The following is a 16,288-nucleotide window of genomic DNA, read 5'->3' on the forward strand; positions in this document are numbered from 1 at the left end:
GCACCTGTCGGATGGGTTGGACCGAGCTTCTGCTGATCGGCATGGTTGCGCTGATCGTTGTAGGTCCCAAGGACCTGCCAGTGATGTTTCAGGCGCTGGGCAAGATGACTGCCAAGATCAAACGCATGGCGCGTGAATTCAGCCAGGCGATGAACGAGGCGGCGGATGCCACTGGCGCAAGCGACATTGCCAAGGACCTGAAAGGCCTAAACAATCCGCGCAACTTTGGCATGGATTCATTGAAGGACGCGGCTGACCAGTTCGACAAGTGGGAGCCGGGTAAGCAGGCCAGGGCCATGGGGCCTGAAACTGCGAAGCTGGCGCAAGAGCGCGCGGAAGCGGCCCGTAAAATTCAGGAAGCTACCAAGGCCAAGGAAGATGCAAAGCGCGCGGCGGCGATTGCAGCCGATGCCGCAGAGCTTGAGGCCGAACCAGAGCCTGATCCTGAAACCGTTGCGGATGCGCCTGCCGAGGATACCAAACAGGCATGACCCAGACTGACGAACTAGAAGACACCCAGGCCCCGCTGATCGAGCACCTGGCGGAACTGCGCACGCGCCTGATCCGGTCGGCGATTGCATTTGTGATCGCGATCTTCATCTGCTTTGCAGTTTGGAACCCGATCTTCAATTACCTGACCACGCCGATCTGTCAGGCCTTGGCCGAACGTGGGCAGGAATGCGGGCTTATCCTGATCAAGCTGCAGGAAGGCTTCTTTGTCGCCATCCGAATTTCGTTGATGGGCGGCTTCGCTCTCGCATTTCCAGTGATCAGCTATCAGCTCTGGCGGTTCGTTGCTCCCGGTTTGTACAAATCAGAGCGGGGGGCGTTTCTGCCATTCCTGATCGCGTCCCCCTTTATGTTCGCGCTGGGTGCGTCGTTTGCGTTCTACGTCGTTATTCCGCTGGCCTTCGACTTCTTCCTGAACTTTCAACAGATTGCGCCAGATACAGGCGCCGCTGTGGGGTCTGAGGTTGATGGCGGTACGGCTGGTATCGCCTTCCAAGGCTCGGTTGCAGAGTACCTGTCGCTGACCATCACCTTCATCATGGCCTTCGGCCTGTGTTTCCAGTTGCCAGTGCTGCTGACGCTTTTGGGCAAAGCCGGGTTGGTGAATGCCAAAGGACTTGCTGCCGTTCGCAAATATGCCGTCGTGGCCATCCTGATCCTGGCCGGGATTGTGACGCCGCCGGATATCATCACGCAGGTCATCCTGTTCGTGGCGGTTTATGGCCTGTATGAGGTGTCGATCCAGCTTGTTGCGCGCATTGACCGCAAGCGGGAAGCCGATCTGAAGGCGCAAGGTCTTTGGGACGAAGACATTGATGGCGACGGCGCTGCCGAAGATGCCAGCGATGCCAAGTAAGGACCCGTTGGAGCGGATCGCAGAGGCGTTGGAGCGCATGGCTCCGGCGCCTGCCGCAGCCCCCGATTACGCAAGCGCAGACGCGTTTTTGTGGCATGCGGAGCCAGACGAATTGCGGCCCGTACCACGTGTGTCCCGGGTCGATCTGGGTTTGCTTGTCGGCATTGATCGGTCGAGAAACACACTTCTGGAAAATACCCGCCAATTTGCCAAGGGCCTGCCCGCCAACAATGCCCTGCTCTGGGGCAGCCGGGGGATGGGGAAATCTTCGCTCGTGAAGGCGGTCCATGTGACCGTCGTGAGCGAAGGACACACGCTGAAAATCGTTGAGGTTCAGCGCGAGGACCTACCGTCGATTGGGCGTTTGTTGGACCTGCTGCGCGTCGCGCAGGAGCAGTTTATCTTGTTCTGCGATGATCTTTCGTTTTCCCATGATGATCAACATTACAAGAGCTTAAAGGCCGTTCTTGATGGCGGAATCGAAGGGCGTCCGGACAATGTAATCCTTTATGCCACCTCGAACCGTCGCCACCTGATGCCGCGCGACATGATCGAGAATGAGCGGTCAACAGCCATCAACCCGGCTGAGGCTGTGGAAGAGAAAGTCAGCCTGTCAGACCGCTTTGGGCTGTGGCTGGGCTTCCACCCCTGTGATCAGGATGAATACCTCGCGATGATCCGGGGCTATTGCGACGCGCACGGGGTCGAGATCGACGACGACACGTTGCGCGCCGAGGCCATCGAGTGGCAGGCGACGCGTGGGTCCCGGTCGGGCCGGGTCGCGTGGCAGTACTTTACCGACCTAGCAGGGCGTCGCGGCATCAGCCTGCGCTAAATATTCAGGTAAACGCTTGGGTTGATACTTTCGAGGTCTTCGGCGCTGCGGAACTCGAAATGAACAAAGCTCGGGCTACCTGCGGCGACTTTGCCGATGGTCTGACCGCGCGAAACCCGGTCACCAACTTTGACCGTTACATCGGAAATCTGGGTGTAGACCGTCATCAACTGACCATCGTGCCGGATGACGAGCACCGGTTCGTTGTTGGCGTTGCGCTGAACGGCAACCACCGAGCCAGCACCTGCGGCCCCGACATTCGTGCCAGCGGGCGCGCCGATGTCGATCCCTTCGTTTCGGCCCTTTTGATAGGCGCGGATGATCGAACCTTGAACCGGCAGACGAAAGTCTGACTTCGCGGCGGTTTGCGTGGTTTGTCCGACGTCAGGTGTGGTGAGACCCACATCCTGTGCTTCGGGCTGTGTGGCGGTCTCTGTGACCTGCGGTGCCTGATCAGACAGAGACGTATCTTCGGCGGGCTGTGCGCGCGTGGAACTTGGCGGTGTCGGCGTCGCCGTACCTTGGCCCGGTTCGGTCACATCAGCGGCTGTGTCTGCCGTGGCGACCGGGATCAAGAGATACTGACCTTCGCGGACCGAGAGGTCAGCCGGAAGGCTGTTCCATTCTGCCAGCGAACGGACCGGCACGCCATAGAGGCGAGAGATCGAAAAGGCGGTTTCACCACGTTCGACCTGATGGCGGATCGGTTCTGGACCAGACGGCAGGGCCGTCGCCGCCACTTCGGCAGGGCGGATCGCATCGGCGGGAGCCCGCTCAATCGCGCCTGCGGCGAGGTCCGTGATGTCTGTGCGCGGGGCAACCGGCTCTGCAACACGACCGGGCAGAGCGAGGATTTCGCCGCGCCGCAGGGTCGTATCCGGTGTCAGTCCGTTGAACCGTGCCAGTTCTGCGGGTGTGAGACCGAGCCGCTCTGCGACGCTTGCAACAGTGTCATTCCGTCGTGCAACGACGACCTGATAATTTGGGTAAGAGATGATGCCGCGATCATCTGCCTCGGGGCGGGGCGCAGTGGCACGTTGGGCGGCTGACGTGGTGTCGGCGGCTCCTGCACCAAGCTGGTCGCGAAGGTCGATATCGACGCCTTCACAGGCCGAAAGCGCCAACAAAGCAACGGCGGCCACGCCGATTTTCCGAGTCACTGGCACGGGTCTACCTCATTCATAACTGCTGCGTCCCGTTTTCCGGGATCGTGTGTACCTGGTAACAGGCCTAGCTGTCGCCAAGCCCTTCGACCAGCGGGACAAATCGGACCGGGCGCAGTTCGTCGTAATCAAGGCCCGTTTCAGTGCGGGTCACCCGGATCAGACTTTGCACCGTGTCAGACTGACCAACCGGCACGATCATAATACCGCCAACCTTGAGTTGCGCCAAGAGGGGGCCGGGGGGGTCTTCGGCTGCGGCTGTCACGATGATCCGGTCAAAGGGAGCCTGGTCCGGCAGACCAAACGATCCGTCGCCCGTAATCGTGGTGATATTGGAGAGATCCATCTCTTCGAAAATCAGCCGCGCTTCGCGCACGAGGCGGCGGTGCCGGTCAACCGTATAGACCCGGCGGGCCAGTTGGCTGAGGATCGCGGCTTGATAACCAGAGCCTGTGCCGACCTCGAGCACCTTATTGCGCGGTTCGACCTTGAGCGCCTGTGTCATCAAGCCGACCACTGAGGGCTGGCTGATGGTTTGCCCGCAGGCGATGGGCAAAGGCGTGTCTTCGTAGGCGCGTTCGGCAAACAGGCCTTTGACAAATGGTCCCCTGTCGATGCGTTCCATGGCCGTCAGCACAGCCTTGTCCATCACCCCCTTGGATCGGAGCTGATAGAGAAACTGCATTTTGCGTTCAGCGATGCTGTCCATGGCCCTGCGTCTAACCTGTGTGCCGCTTAGTCTTTGAAAGCCTGTGCCACATGCGCCAGTTGATCATGCGCTGTCAGGTCCGCACGCATCGGTGTGACCGAGATATAGCCATCCAGATTTGCCGCACCATCGGTGTCAGGCGCCGTGGGTGTGCGTTGATCGCCGCCGCCAATCCAGAGGTAGTTGCGACCGTTGGGAGCCTGAGTGGTCTTGGCCGAGAAATGCACGCCCGGGCGCACACCTTGGGGCACGACACGCGTGCCTTTCACGTCGGCGGCAGGCACCGGTGGAAAGTTCACGTTATAGAACAGACCGTAGGGCGCGTCGTTGTCGAAACCGGCCTCCAGGATTTTGCGGACCGTCGCGGCCCCGTGGCTACGGGCGGCTTCGAATGGGTCCTCAAGAGTGACGTTCTCAGGGCCATAGTACTGAGACAGGGCAATCGAAGGTATGCGCTGAAGCGCGCCTTCGATCGTGGCCCCGATGGTGCCTGAATAGAGCGTGTTCTCAGCAGAGTTGTTGCCCCGGTTCACGCCGGAAAGGATCAGATCGGGCTTGGTGTCATTGAGGACCTCATAGAGGCCCGCGATCACGCAGTCGGCAGGCGAGCCGTCGACCGCAACACGCCCTGATGGCAAATAGGACACCATGAGCGGGCGCGTGTAGCTGATGCAATGGCCCACGCCCGATTGCTCGAAGGCGGGCGCGACGACGTGGATCTTGTCCTCGGTCGTCAGATCATCAGCTATGGCAAGAAGCGCCTGAAGGCCGGGCGCATTGATGCCGTCGTCGTTTGTAATGAGAATACGCATGATGGCGTGCGTATCGGCAAACCCCAGCCTCGGCAAGAATTCCAAGTGTCGGAATGCCTCCGGCGGGAGTTTTTTTGAAACATAGAAGGATCAGAGTTGCGCGATCAGTCGAGCGGCTTCTGATTTGGGATCATGGAGGCGTGTCCGGTCCTCGCCGGGATGGAAGCGGGCTCGCAAGGCGGTCGGCATGGGTGCTGGGGTCAGGATCGAGACTTTGGGGCCGGTTTTTACGGTCTCAGCAGCCCAAGCGCGGGCCAAGGTGATCTGGGCCACTTTGGATGCGCCATAGGTGCCGTGGAATTTTTCCAGCGCCGCTGGATCATCGAAAAAGATCGCTTGGCCCGTTGTGCCCAAAAGCGGAGCGACGTAGGCGATCAGGCGTTGTGTCGCTTCGGCGTTGATCTGGAGCGATTTGCTCCAGTCCTTTTCATTGATGTGGCTGGTCGGCGCGAGGGGTGCCGCGTGAATGGCCGTGTGTAGCCACATGGCAATGCCGCCCCAGCGTTCGTGGACCGAACGGCATAGCTGCTGCATGGCCTCGGGTTTGGTGATGTCCATCGGCGCCAGCGTGGCCTGACCTCCTGCCGCCTTGATCCGGTCATCCAACTCTTCGAGCGCGCCGACGGTCCGCGCGACGGCGATGATGTGATGGGTCGGCGCAAGCGCTTCGGCCAAGGCCGCGCCAAGGCCGCGAGAAGCACCGGTGATCAGGGCAACGGGAAGGTCAGTCATGGGCGCGGTTTGGCTCGGGCGGCGCGCCCCGTCAAGAGGGACCAACCAGCGCGGTCGCGGTTCCGTCGATGTTCAGGATCACCTTGCCCGGATCGATGGCGACAATGGGATGCCCTTTGAGGTCGTCGCCCACGGATTTCGAGACGATTTCACCGCCTCCGAGCCGGATCAGCGCGCGCATCTGGGACGCGCCACCGCTGGTGCCGAGAAGCATGGTCTTGGACAAATCAATATCGGCATCCAGCGTGGCATGTTTGCCCGCTGCGCCAACCGTGAGGTCTTGGGTCATGTGGTCCTATGAGAGGATTTATTGCACTGCAGCGCAGCAGATATGGCAGGGGCGTACGGAGTTAAAGCCGGGGCGCATAGTCCTTATTGCGCTCGGCAAAACGATGCCGATGCGCTGTTTGGAAAGCGGCCCAATGCCTATTCGGCGGCGGTCTTCATCTCGAACCCGGCCTCAATCTGATCGGTTGGGATCACCGGGTATTCCCCGCTAAAGCAGGCGTCGCAGTATTGAGGATGCTCGGGATCACGCCCTTCGGCTTCGCCAACCGCGCGGTAGAGGCCTTGCAGGCTGATGAACTTGAGGCTGTCGACCTTCAGGTGGTCGCGCATCTCGTCCTCGCTCATGGTGGCGGCGAGGAGTTTTTCGCGCTGCGGTGTGTCGACACCGTAGAAGCAGGGCCATGCGGTTGGCGGAGAAGCGATCCGGAAATGCACTTCGGCGGCGCCAGCGTCGAGGATCATGTCCTTGATCTTGCGCGAGGTGGTGCCGCGCACGACCGAGTCGTCAACAAGGATCACGCGTTTTCCCTGAATGAGAGCGCGGTTCACGTTCAGTTTCAGGCGCACACCCATATTGCGGATATGTTCGGACGGTTCGATGAAGGTCCGACCCATGTAGCTGTTGCGAATGATGCCCATGCCGTAGGGGATGCCAGAGGCAGCCGCGAAGCCGATGGCTGCCGGGGTGCCGCTGTCCGGCACGGGGCAAACAAGATCGGCATCAACCGGGGCTTCGCGCGCCAGCTCACGCCCGATGGCCTCGCGTGTTTCATAGACGCTGCGTCCGCCAAGGATGCTGTCGGGGCGACTAAAATAGACGTGTTCAAAGATGCAGGATCTTGGGCGTTGTGGACGGAACGGGTAGCGGGAGTCTATGCCCGTGTCGGTGATCACAACCATCTCACCGGGATGCACTTCGCGAATGAACTCGGCACCGATGATATCCAGCGCACAGGTTTCAGACGCCAGAACATGCCCATCGCCAAAGCGTCCAAGGACAAGCGGGCGCACACCCAATGGGTCGCGCACACCTATGAGTTTCGTGCGTGTCATGGCCACGACCGAAAATGCGCCTTCGACGCGGCGCAACGCGTCTTCCATCCGGTCGGGGATGGATTTTTGCAGGGACCGCGCCATCAGGTGGATGATGCATTCACTGTCAGACGACGACTGAAAGATCGAGCCGCGCTCGATCAGTTCCCGACGCAACTGCACGGCATTGGTAATGTTGCCGTTATGGGCGATTGCCGCGCCGCCCATGGAAAATTCGCCGAAGAACGGCTGCACGTCACGAATGGCCGTGTTGCCTTTGGACCCGGCGGTCGAATAGCGCACATGCCCGATCCCAATGGGGCCGGGGAGTTGATCCATGATTGCCTGAGAGGTGAACTGGTCCCGGACATAGCCAAACCGGCGGACCGAGTTGAAGCCGTGGACGGGATCATGGGTGACGATGCCACCGGCCTCTTGCCCCCGATGTTGCAGCGCATGCAAGCCAAGGGCAACAAAGTTCGCAGCGTCATGCACACCTTGAATGCCGAACACACCGCATTCTTCATGCAATTTGTCGTCATCAAATGGGGTTGAGTACCATGACGCTTCTGCGTCTGCTTGGGGCAGCTGGTCGGTCACCTGTCAGGGCCTCGCGAATCCGGGTCAGGGCTTGCGGCACGCAATAGCGCAGGGGCGCTGGCCTGTCATCAAACGATTACAATCGAACGCCGGTCAGACCGCTGCCTATTGGTCGCAGGTCCCGATCAGCGTCTCATACTGACGGGTGATCCAGCCAAGCGCTTCTTCGGGGTTTTGGTCCTGAATGTTGTCGGTAAACCGGCCAAAGACAGCCGCCGAGCGGGACTGATCAACCATGGCGATGTCCTGCGTGGTGATCACCGTTTCATAAACAAAGAATGCAATCGCGACCAAGAGCACGCCGCGCACCACGCCAAAGACGAACCCAAGCGCCTGATCGACACCACCGAGCGCGCTGCGTTGGATCAATGCCGAGAACAGCGGTGTGAAGAGGGAAACGACGACAAGGGCCACGACAAAGATCAAGCCGAAGGACGCCACAACCGACAACTCACAGCTTTCGCCAAGGAAATCTCCGACGACGGGGATTTGACGGACCAAAGGTCGGGCGACATCGACAAACATGAAGGCAAGGATCGCAGCCACGACCCACCCGGCGATGGACATTGCTTCGCGCATGAACCCGCGCGAGTAGGCCAAGAGTGCCGAGAGCACGATCAACGCCGCGACGATCCCGTCAATCAGGGTAAAGCTGTCCATAGTCTGCCACCTCGCGGAGTTGCCCGCTATTGTCTGACGGGGCCGCCCCCGAATACGTCTTCTACAAAGCCTGCCAAATCCGGCATTTGCCTCAGCGCCACACCCTGATCGCTGATGCGTTTTGACAGCGGTGGCACAATCGCGGTGGTGAAACCAAGTTTTTGGGCTTCTTTCAACCGATTTTCCGCCTGTGAGACGGGGCGGAGCGCACCTGAGAGTGAGATTTCGCCAAAGATCACGGCCTCGGGCGGCAGCGCGGTGTCCTCGCGGGCGCTGACAAGGGCGGCTGCCACGGCAAGGTCAGCCCCGGGTTCTGAGATGCGCATACCGCCTGCGACATTGAGATAGACGTCGAGGCCCTGAAACGGAACACCGCAGCGGGATTCGAGCACCGCAAGGATCATGGCCAGGCGAGAGCCATCCCAGCCCACGACCGAGCGGCGCGGTTGGGAGTGTGGAGAGGGTGACACCAACGCCTGAATTTCGCACAACACCGGGCGCGTGCCCTCGATCCCGGCAAAAACCACGGATCCGGCGGCAGGGGTGCCGCGTTCGGACAGGAAGAGGGCCGAGGGATTCTTGACCTCGATCAGACCTTTACCGGTCATTTCAAAGACACCGATCTCATCCGCGGGGCCAAAGCGGTTCTTTACGGCGCGCAGAAGGCGGAATTGGTGGCCGCGTTCACCTTCGAAATAAAGCACCGTGTCGACCATGTGTTCGACGACGCGGGGGCCTGCGATCTGACCTTCTTTGGTGACGTGGCCGACCATGATCACGGCAATACCTTTGCGTTTGGCAAAGCTGGTCAGTTCGTGGGCGGCAGAGCGCACCTGGCTGACACTGCCGGGGGCTGCCTCAACATGGTCGGCCCACATGGTTTGAATGGAATCGATGATGGCCAGATCGGGCTTTTCCTGATCCAGCGTGGTGAGGATGTCGCGCAGGTTGGTCTCAGCAGCAAGCATGACGGGCGAGTCCGTCAGGCCGAGGCGCTGAGCGCGCATGCGGACCTGCGCAGCCGCCTCTTCGCCTGAGACGTAAATCACCTTGAGCCCGTTGCGTGCGAACCGCGCGGCGGCCTGCAGGAGTAGTGTGGATTTGCCGATGCCGGGATCACCGCCAACAAGAAGGGCTGAGGCCTGAACCAGCCCGCCGCCGAGGACACGGTCGAGTTCACCAACGCCAGCTTCAGTCCGTGGCGGCGGCGCTTCTTCGGTCGATAGGTCGGTGAGTTCAAGCGTACGCCCGCGTTTACCGCCAAGACCCTTGGATGGCCCGGACGATAGCGGGCCTTCCTCAGCGATGGTGTTCCATTCTCCGCAGGCCTCGCATTTGCCGGCCCATTTGGACGTGACATTGCCGCAGTTGGTGCAGACGAAAGACGATTTCAGGGACGGTTTGGCCATGGCGCTATTTGCCTGAGCCCGCAGGCTTTGTGAAGCGCGGGGTGAGGATCGAAATGGCGAGGGACGCAAGGATGCAGGCGGTAAAGAGGTAAAGGCCCCACGCGGTCTCTACCCGGCCTACGCCGACGCCTTTGGCGATCACGATATAAAGTGCGATCAGGAAGATATCAGCCATGGCGAGTTTGCTGAGCAGGGTCAGCGCGGGTGTCAGGCGAGCGTCTGCATAGCCGAAATGGATCAAGGCAAGGCCAATGGTTTTTAGCATCGGCGCGACGAGCGCGAAGGCCGTGACGAGCAAAGCGAGGAAGACGTCCGTTTGCCAGAGCGATTGGAGGCCAGAGATCACCGAGATTTCGGAAAGGCCGAAGAGGGGCAGCAGTCCCGCGCGCAGAAGTGGGGCGAACCATGCGATGGGGAAGAGGATCAAGAGGGAGAGGTTGGCGAGTTTGAGGGCGGTCACCGAACCGCCTCAATCGGTCCCTCGGCTAACCCACCGACAAACTGCCGGACATAGGGATCATCCGTTTGGTCCAACTCCCCGATTGGACCGGTCCACTGGATCACGCCGTCATGGAGCATCGCGACCTTGTCTGCGATGGCGCGGACCGATGTCATGTCATGAGTGATGGTCATGGCGGTTGCGCCCATTTCCACTACGATTTCACGGATCAGGTCGTTGATGACACCGGACATGATGGGGTCGAGACCGGTGGTGGGTTCATCGAAAAAGATGATTTCCGGGTCGGCGGCGATGGCGCGGGCGAGGCCCACACGCTTTTGCATCCCACCGGACAGTTCCGCGGGCAGGCGGTCGGCGACGTCGGGTTTCAGGCCGACACGGCGCAGTTTTTCGATGGCGATTTCGCGTGCTTCATCTTTAGGCCGGGCCAGCGACCCGCGCAGAAGACGAAAGGCGACATTCTGCCAGACAGGCAGCGAGTCAAAGAGCGCACCGCCCTGAAAGAGCATGCCAAATCGAGCGAGAAAGGCGTCGCGGGGTTGGTTCAGGATGTCTTGTCCATCAACCGTGATCTTGCCTGCATCTGGCGTGATCAGACCCAACACACATTTGATTGTGATCGACTTACCCGTGCCGGAGCCGCCAATGATGACCATGCTTTCACCGCGCCTGACATTGAGGTCAACGCCGCGCAGCACGTGGTTGCTTCCAAAGGATTTCTTGACGCCAGAGAGTTCGATCATGCTGAGAAGAACACCTCCGTCAGGATGTAGTTTGAGGCAAGGATCAGGACGGATGCGGCGACCACAGCCGCCTTGGTCGCGCGGCCCACACCTTGAGCGCCGCGGCCGGAGTTCATGCCGTAGTAACAGCCCATCAGCGCCACCAGGAACCCAAAGACCGCACCTTTGATCAGGCCAGAGGCGACGTCCCAGAATTCGAGAAAATCGAAGGTGTTGGTCAGATAGGCATTGGAATTGAAACCAAGCCGTGAGGTGCCGACAAGATAGCCGCCCATGATGCCGATGATGTCGCCGACGCCAACAAGAACCGGGACGCAGAGCGTTGCGGCCAATACGCGAGGCACAGTGAGGTATTTCATGGGGTGGGTGGACAAGGTCACGAGCGCATCGATCTGTTCTGTCACCTTCATCGTGCCAATTTCAGCTGCGATGGACGAGGCCACGCGGGCGGCCACCATCAGGCCACCGAGCACAGGCCCCAATTCGCGCACCATGCCGATGGCCACAATGGTTGGCACCACCGCCTCGGCATTGAAACGCGCCCCGCCCGAGTAGATCTGCAGCGCCAGCGCGCCGCCGGTGAAGAGCGCCGTCAGACCGACGACAGGCAAAGAGAAATAGCCAATATTGATAACGGCTTGGCCATACTCTTTGACGTAGAATGGCGGCGTCAGCATGTGCCGGAGCGTGGCCAGCGCAAAGAGAACGACCCGCCCGACGGCAGCCAATGCCGCCAATACGCCGGCACCAATTCCTGCCAAGAGGCGCAGCATCAGACGTAGCTCCGCGCGTAGCGATTGCCGAGCGATGTCAGGATTTCATAGCCAATGGTGTCTGCGGCAGCAGCGAGGTCTTCTACACCTTGTTCCCGGCACAGAATATCGAGCATTGCCGGTGTGTGGCCCAGATCGGTCACATCAACGGTGATCAGGTCCATGGAGACACGACCGACAAGCGGACAGCGCACACCATCCGACCAAAGCGCCATGTCGCGCCCCATCGCGCGGATAAGCCCGTCGGCGTAACCTGCCGAGATCGTTGCGATTTTCGAAGGTCTATCGGCCGTCCACGTATTGCCGTAGCCGACCGTTTCACCGACCTGCAAGTCACGTGTTTGAATGACCGGGATCGACAGGCGCACCACTGGCTCAGCCGCCGAAAACGGCGCGCCGCCATAGAGCCCAATGCCCGGACGAGTCAGGTCAAAGTGGTAATCGGGGTCGAGCAGCGTGCCACCCGTAGCCGCCAGCGAGACCGGCGCATTGGTTTGGTTGATCATGTCTTTGAACGCGGCGAGTTGCTGAGCGTTCATCGGGTGTTCAGGTTCATCCGCACAGGCAAGGTGCGACATGACCAGAACCGGGTTCAAATCCGCCTGAGATGCCGCCCATTGGTCGGCCTCCATCCCGAGGCGGTTCATACCGCTATCGAGTTGCGCGCCATAGGGCGCGTCGGGCGCTTGGGTCATATGCCGCACCACCTGTTCTGGTGCGTTCAACATGGGGATAAGTCGGTGGGCAGTTATCAAAGCCGCGTCACCCTCCATGTGCCCGCCAAAGACACCAATGCGCACGCTATCGCCGACATAAGGGCGCAATGCTGCACCTTCTTCGGCGACGGCGACAAAGAAGGTTTTGCAGCCAGCGTCGCGTAGCGCAGTCCCTACTTTTGCGGCGCCCAGCCCATATCCATTGGCTTTGACGCAGGCGGCTGTTTCGACCTCTGGTGCGCTTAGCGCATCAAGGGCCTGCCAGTTCCGGCAGATTGCGCCGAGGTCGATGGTAAGATGTGCCTGTGCCATGCAGTTTCTTCGCGGGGGCGGTGGATAAGGTCAACCGCAATTCGCTAGAAGCTGTCGCCACCACCGCCATTTTGCCATGGCTTCACAAGGTTGCCAAAGCGGGTGAAGCGGCCTTCGAAGGACAGATCGACGGTGCCGATGGGGCCGTGACGCTGTTTGCCGATGATGACCTCAGCACGACCGTGCAGCTTTTCCATCTCTTCCTGCCATTTGGCCATTGCCTCAAGGTCGTGATCGCCGGGTTTTTCGCGTTCCTTGTAGTATTCCTCGCGGAACACGAACATGACGACGTCGGCATCCTGCTCGATCGAGCCGGACTCACGCAGGTCTGAAAGCTGCGGGCGCTTGTCTTCTCGACTTTCGACCTGTCGGGACAGCTGGGAGAGGGCTATCACCGGAATGTCGAGCTCCTTCGCGATCGCTTTCAGGCCCTGCGTGATCTCGGACACCTCGTTCACGCGGCTATCCTTCGCTGATGCTGGGCGCACCAGCTGAAGGTAGTCCACGATGAGAACATCAAGCCCATGGGTGCGTTTCAGACGGCGCGCGCGGGCGGCGAGCTGGGAAATCGGCAGGGCGGGGGTGTCATCAATGAAAAGCGGGCAGCTTTCGAGCGCTTTCGCGGCCTCGACAAAGCGGCGGAACTCGGCCTCGGTCATATCTCCGCGGCGAATTTGTTCGGATGGGACTTCGGACGCCTCGGACAGGATCCGGGCAGCAAGTTGCTCGGCGCTCATTTCGAGCGAGTAAAATCCCACGACGCCACCATTCACGGCCCCTTCGGAGCCATCATGGGTGATGCCCTTTTTGTAGGCCTTAGCGATGTTAAAGGCGATGTTGGTCGCAAGCGAGGTTTTGCCCATTGACGGACGCCCCGCGAGGATCAGAAGGTCAGAGCGGTGCAGGCCACCCAATTTCTTGTCCATGTCGATCAGACCGGTCGACACGCCTGCCAGACCACCATCCCGTTGATAGGCGGCATTGGCGACCTGCACCGCGTCTGTGACAGCTTTGAGAAAGCTCTGAAATCCGCTGTCGGCCTGTCCCTGTTCAGCAAGGGAATAAAGTGTCTGCTCGGCCATCACGATTTGTTCGCGCGGTTCGCTGGTCACATCCATCCGGGTGGCGCGATCTGCGATATCACGGCCTACGGCGATCAATTCGCGTCTGATGGCCATGTCATAGATCATCTGGGCATAGTCGCGCGCGGCAAAGGCGCTGATGGCGGCCCCGGCGAGGCGCGCGAGGTAGGCTGCGCCGCCAAGTTCTGCGAGCCCTGGGTCATCCTCAAGAAACGCCTTCAAGGTCACCGGTGAGGCGAGCGCATTCTTTGTGATACGCGCGGCGGCGGTTTCAAAGATTTTGGCGTGGACCGGGTCGTAAAAGTGCTGCGGTCCGATCACGGACGCGATGCGATCATAGAGGTCGTTATTCGTCAGTATCGCGCCCAACAGTTGCTGCTCGGCCTCGATCGAATGTGGCAATTGATCTGCGGGCGCGGCTGCGACAGCCGTCCCCTGAAGGGTCGCGATCGTGTTCATGCGGGCATCTCCTGTGGGGCAGGTGTTAGACCATGTGTTAACGCTTGCGAACCCGGAGCAAGTCTGTGGAAAACCCTGTGGGTCCGGCAAAGAGCCGCAACGTCAACGTCATGCATATGTCGACATCTGGTAGGAGCCATGTCCGGACTATGCCCGATCTTGTGGCTTTGGTCTACCGAATCTGTAGTTGTCCCCAGTTTCCCGCCTGTAGAGAAAATCTCGCGCGGCGTGAAAAGAAACCGGAAACCTTTTGGCTACATCCGTGCCTCTTGCCAGGCTTCGGGTGCGTTCAAAAACGCCTCGACCTCGGCTAAGGTGGCCGTATCAAAGGCGTTTTGCGCCTTGGCTTCGGCCAGCACATCCCACCACGTGCACAGGTAATGCAGTTGCACCCCATGTTCAGCGAGCGTCGGGATCGTTTTCGGGAAAATGTCATAGTAAAAGATCACGGCGGTATGGCCGCAGGTGGCCCCGGTTTCCCGGATAGCGTCAACGAAGTTCAGCTTTGATCCGCCGTCCGTCGTCAGGTCTTCGACCAAAAGAACGCTTTGGCCTTCGCTCATGTCCCCTTCGATCCGTGCGCCCTTGCCGTGACCCTTTGGTTTTTTCCGAACATAGGTCATCGGCAGTGCCAACCGTTCGGCGACCATTGCGGCATATGGGATGCCTGCAGTTTCACCACCCGCAACGTTGTCAAAGGCTTCAAACCCGGCGTCACGCATGACGGTAACGGCCAAGAAATCCATCATCGCGGAGCGGATACGCGGATGCGAGATTGGCTGACGACAGTCGATATAAGACGGAGAAGGTTTGCCCGATGACAGGATATATGGGTCCTCGGGACGAAAGTTCACGGCCTTGATTTCAAGCAGCATGCGCGCCGTCAGTCGCGCGATTTCTTCTTTGGCCGGGAACGTCGTCGGGATCATGGCTGCATCCTTCTATGTTTCGAAAATACTCGCGCCGCAGGCACTAGACCACGCGCCACTCAAGCTCAACGCCGGGATCAAAGAGTGTGATCGGCCCTGAGCCGGACGCGATCTTGTCCGGATAAGCGGCAGCTGGGCCTTTTTCTATGGTGATCGTCTCTTCATTCGCGGGCAGGCCATAAAAGGCCGGGCCGTTGAGCGAGGCGAACGCTTCCAGTTTGTCGAGCGCCCCTTCTTTTTCAAAGACGTAGGCGAGGCATGACATGGTGTTTGTTGCCGAGAACACACCTGCGCAGCCACAGCCGGTTTCTTTGGCGGCATCCACATGGGGCGCGCTGTCCGTTCCCAGAAAGAACCGCGCGTCGCCTGATGTTGCCGCCTCGACAAGGGCAAGGCGGTGGGTCTCGCGCTTGGCGACAGGCAAACAGTAGTAATGAGGACGAATACCGCCGACCAGCATGTGATTGCGATTGATGATCAGGTGGTGGGTCGTGATGGTTGCCCCCAGCCGTTCCTCGTTGCTGCGCACATAGTCGACCGCGTCTTTTGTCGTCACATGCTCCATGATCACGCGCAACTGGGGGATCGAGGTCCGCAGCGGGTCGAGCACACGGTCTATGAAAACCGCCTCGCGATCAAAAATGTCGATCTCTGCATCCGTCACCTCACCATGAACACACATCGGCATGCCGATTTCGGCCATGGTTTCCAGAACGGGTCGGATTTTTTCAAAATCACGCACGCCGGAGGCCGAATTCGTGGTGGCGCCCGCTGGATAGAGTTTTGCTGCTGTCACGATACCCGCACTGTGGGCTGCGCGGACATCTTTTGGGTCCGTGTCCTCGGTCAGATAAAGTGTCATCAGCGGTTCGAACGACATGCCTTCTGGCACAGCAGCCATGATGCGGTCACGGTAGGCCGCTGCATCGTCACCGGTGACAACCGGCGGCACGAGGTTCGGCATCACAATGGCGCGTGCAAAATGGCGGGCCGTTTCAGGTGTGACCGCCTTGAGGACTGCGCCGTCACGCAGGTGAACGTGCCAATCGTCAGGGCGGCGGATCGTGAGAGTATTGGTCATGGGTGTCTCGTAGCGCAGGCATCGGCGCAGGGCCATGGGCGAAGTTGCCTCATTTTTGGGCGATCCGCCGCCAAAGGCAGTCTTTCAGGGCGCAATCTGTTGCCGCTGTGTCATGAGGCGGACTAGG

18 protein-coding genes are annotated in these 16,288 nt (G+C 60.0%); 3 read left to right on the forward strand and 15 right to left on the reverse strand.

Translation table 11 applies throughout. The features are described from left to right. Positions 1-11 precede the first annotated feature (11 nt). From tatB to FE702_RS02130, 3 genes are read left to right on the forward strand one after another with little or no spacing between them, the layout of a single operon-like run. Positions 12-491, forward strand: coding sequence for a Sec-independent protein translocase protein TatB (gene tatB / locus FE702_RS02120; protein WP_147124566.1), 480 nt, complete (start codon positions 12-14; stop codon positions 489-491). Next, positions 488-1,366 carry a twin-arginine translocase subunit TatC gene (gene tatC / locus FE702_RS02125; protein WP_147124567.1) on the forward strand — a complete coding sequence of 293 codons (879 nt, stop codon included), beginning with the start codon at positions 488-490 and terminating at the stop codon, positions 1,364-1,366. The genes tatB and tatC overlap by 4 nt, the downstream gene beginning before the upstream one ends. Further along, the gene (locus FE702_RS02130) at positions 1,356-2,201 is read left to right on the forward strand and encodes an ATP-binding protein (RefSeq protein ID WP_147124568.1); all 846 of its coding nucleotides are present in this window, start codon (positions 1,356-1,358) and stop codon (positions 2,199-2,201) included. Before tatC ends, FE702_RS02130 begins: the two co-directional genes overlap by 11 nt. On the opposite strand, the gene FE702_RS02135 is transcribed toward FE702_RS02130, so the two are convergent. The 15 genes from FE702_RS02135 to pyrC form a co-directional block, all read right to left on the reverse strand. Then, entirely contained in the window at positions 2,198-3,367 is a 1,170-nt protein-coding gene (locus FE702_RS02135) for a LysM peptidoglycan-binding domain-containing M23 family metallopeptidase (RefSeq protein ID WP_147124569.1), read from the reverse strand. The two genes, FE702_RS02130 and FE702_RS02135, sit on opposite strands and share 4 nt — an antisense overlap. Positions 3,368-3,431: 64 nt before the next feature. Then, positions 3,432-4,073 carry a protein-L-isoaspartate(D-aspartate) O-methyltransferase gene (locus FE702_RS02140; RefSeq protein ID WP_147124570.1) on the reverse strand — a complete coding sequence of 214 codons (642 nt, stop codon included), beginning with the start codon at positions 4,071-4,073 and terminating at the stop codon, positions 3,432-3,434. A 26-nt stretch (positions 4,074-4,099) separates the two neighbouring features. After that, positions 4,100-4,885, reverse strand: a complete 786-nt coding sequence (gene surE, locus FE702_RS02145; RefSeq protein ID WP_147124571.1) for a 5'/3'-nucleotidase SurE — start codon at positions 4,883-4,885, stop codon at positions 4,100-4,102. A gap of 90 nt (positions 4,886-4,975) precedes the next feature. Next, on the reverse strand, positions 4,976-5,617 hold the full coding sequence (locus tag FE702_RS02150; RefSeq protein WP_147124572.1) for an SDR family NAD(P)-dependent oxidoreductase: 642 nt from the start codon (positions 5,615-5,617) through the stop codon (positions 4,976-4,978). A 31-nt stretch (positions 5,618-5,648) separates the two neighbouring features. Continuing rightward, the gene (locus FE702_RS02155) at positions 5,649-5,906 is read right to left on the reverse strand and encodes a hypothetical protein (RefSeq protein WP_147124573.1); all 258 of its coding nucleotides are present in this window, start codon (positions 5,904-5,906) and stop codon (positions 5,649-5,651) included. A gap of 137 nt (positions 5,907-6,043) precedes the next feature. Beyond that, the gene (gene purF, locus FE702_RS02160) at positions 6,044-7,537 is read right to left on the reverse strand and encodes an amidophosphoribosyltransferase (RefSeq protein WP_255449555.1); all 1,494 of its coding nucleotides are present in this window, start codon (positions 7,535-7,537) and stop codon (positions 6,044-6,046) included. Between the two features lie 105 nt (positions 7,538-7,642). Then, positions 7,643-8,197, reverse strand: coding sequence for a CvpA family protein (locus FE702_RS02165; RefSeq protein WP_147124574.1), 555 nt, complete (start codon positions 8,195-8,197; stop codon positions 7,643-7,645). 26 nt (positions 8,198-8,223) lie between these two features. Further along, entirely contained in the window at positions 8,224-9,606 is a 1,383-nt protein-coding gene (gene radA / locus FE702_RS02170; RefSeq protein ID WP_147124575.1) for a DNA repair protein RadA, read from the reverse strand. 4 nt (positions 9,607-9,610) lie between these two features. Beyond that, positions 9,611-10,066: a paraquat-inducible protein A gene (locus tag FE702_RS02175; protein WP_147124576.1), complete on the reverse strand. Its 456-nt coding sequence runs from the start codon at positions 10,064-10,066 to the stop codon at positions 9,611-9,613. Then, positions 10,063-10,809 (reverse strand): ABC transporter ATP-binding protein, encoded by a 747-nt coding sequence (locus FE702_RS02180; protein ID WP_147124577.1) that lies wholly within the window; start codon positions 10,807-10,809, stop codon positions 10,063-10,065. The genes FE702_RS02175 and FE702_RS02180 overlap by 4 nt, the downstream gene beginning before the upstream one ends. Continuing rightward, entirely contained in the window at positions 10,806-11,582 is a 777-nt protein-coding gene (locus tag FE702_RS02185; RefSeq protein WP_147124578.1) for an MlaE family ABC transporter permease, read from the reverse strand. Before FE702_RS02185 ends, FE702_RS02180 begins: the two co-directional genes overlap by 4 nt. After that, positions 11,582-12,610, reverse strand: coding sequence for an alanine racemase (alr, locus tag FE702_RS02190; RefSeq protein ID WP_147124579.1), 1,029 nt, complete (start codon positions 12,608-12,610; stop codon positions 11,582-11,584). Before alr ends, FE702_RS02185 begins: the two co-directional genes overlap by 1 nt. Positions 12,611-12,654: 44 nt before the next feature. Then, positions 12,655-14,151, reverse strand: a complete 1,497-nt coding sequence (locus FE702_RS02195) for a replicative DNA helicase (RefSeq protein ID WP_147124580.1) — start codon at positions 14,149-14,151, stop codon at positions 12,655-12,657. A 254-nt stretch (positions 14,152-14,405) separates the two neighbouring features. Further along, positions 14,406-15,080, reverse strand: a complete 675-nt coding sequence (locus tag FE702_RS02200; protein ID WP_147124581.1) for an orotate phosphoribosyltransferase — start codon at positions 15,078-15,080, stop codon at positions 14,406-14,408. Between the two features lie 43 nt (positions 15,081-15,123). Continuing rightward, the gene (pyrC, locus tag FE702_RS02205; protein WP_147124582.1) at positions 15,124-16,161 is read right to left on the reverse strand and encodes a dihydroorotase; all 1,038 of its coding nucleotides are present in this window, start codon (positions 16,159-16,161) and stop codon (positions 15,124-15,126) included. Positions 16,162-16,288: the final 127 nt, after the last annotated feature.

It is taken from the genome of Shimia ponticola, assembly GCF_007995215.1.
Classification (GTDB): Bacteria; Pseudomonadota; Alphaproteobacteria; order Rhodobacterales; family Rhodobacteraceae; genus Shimia_B; species Shimia_B ponticola.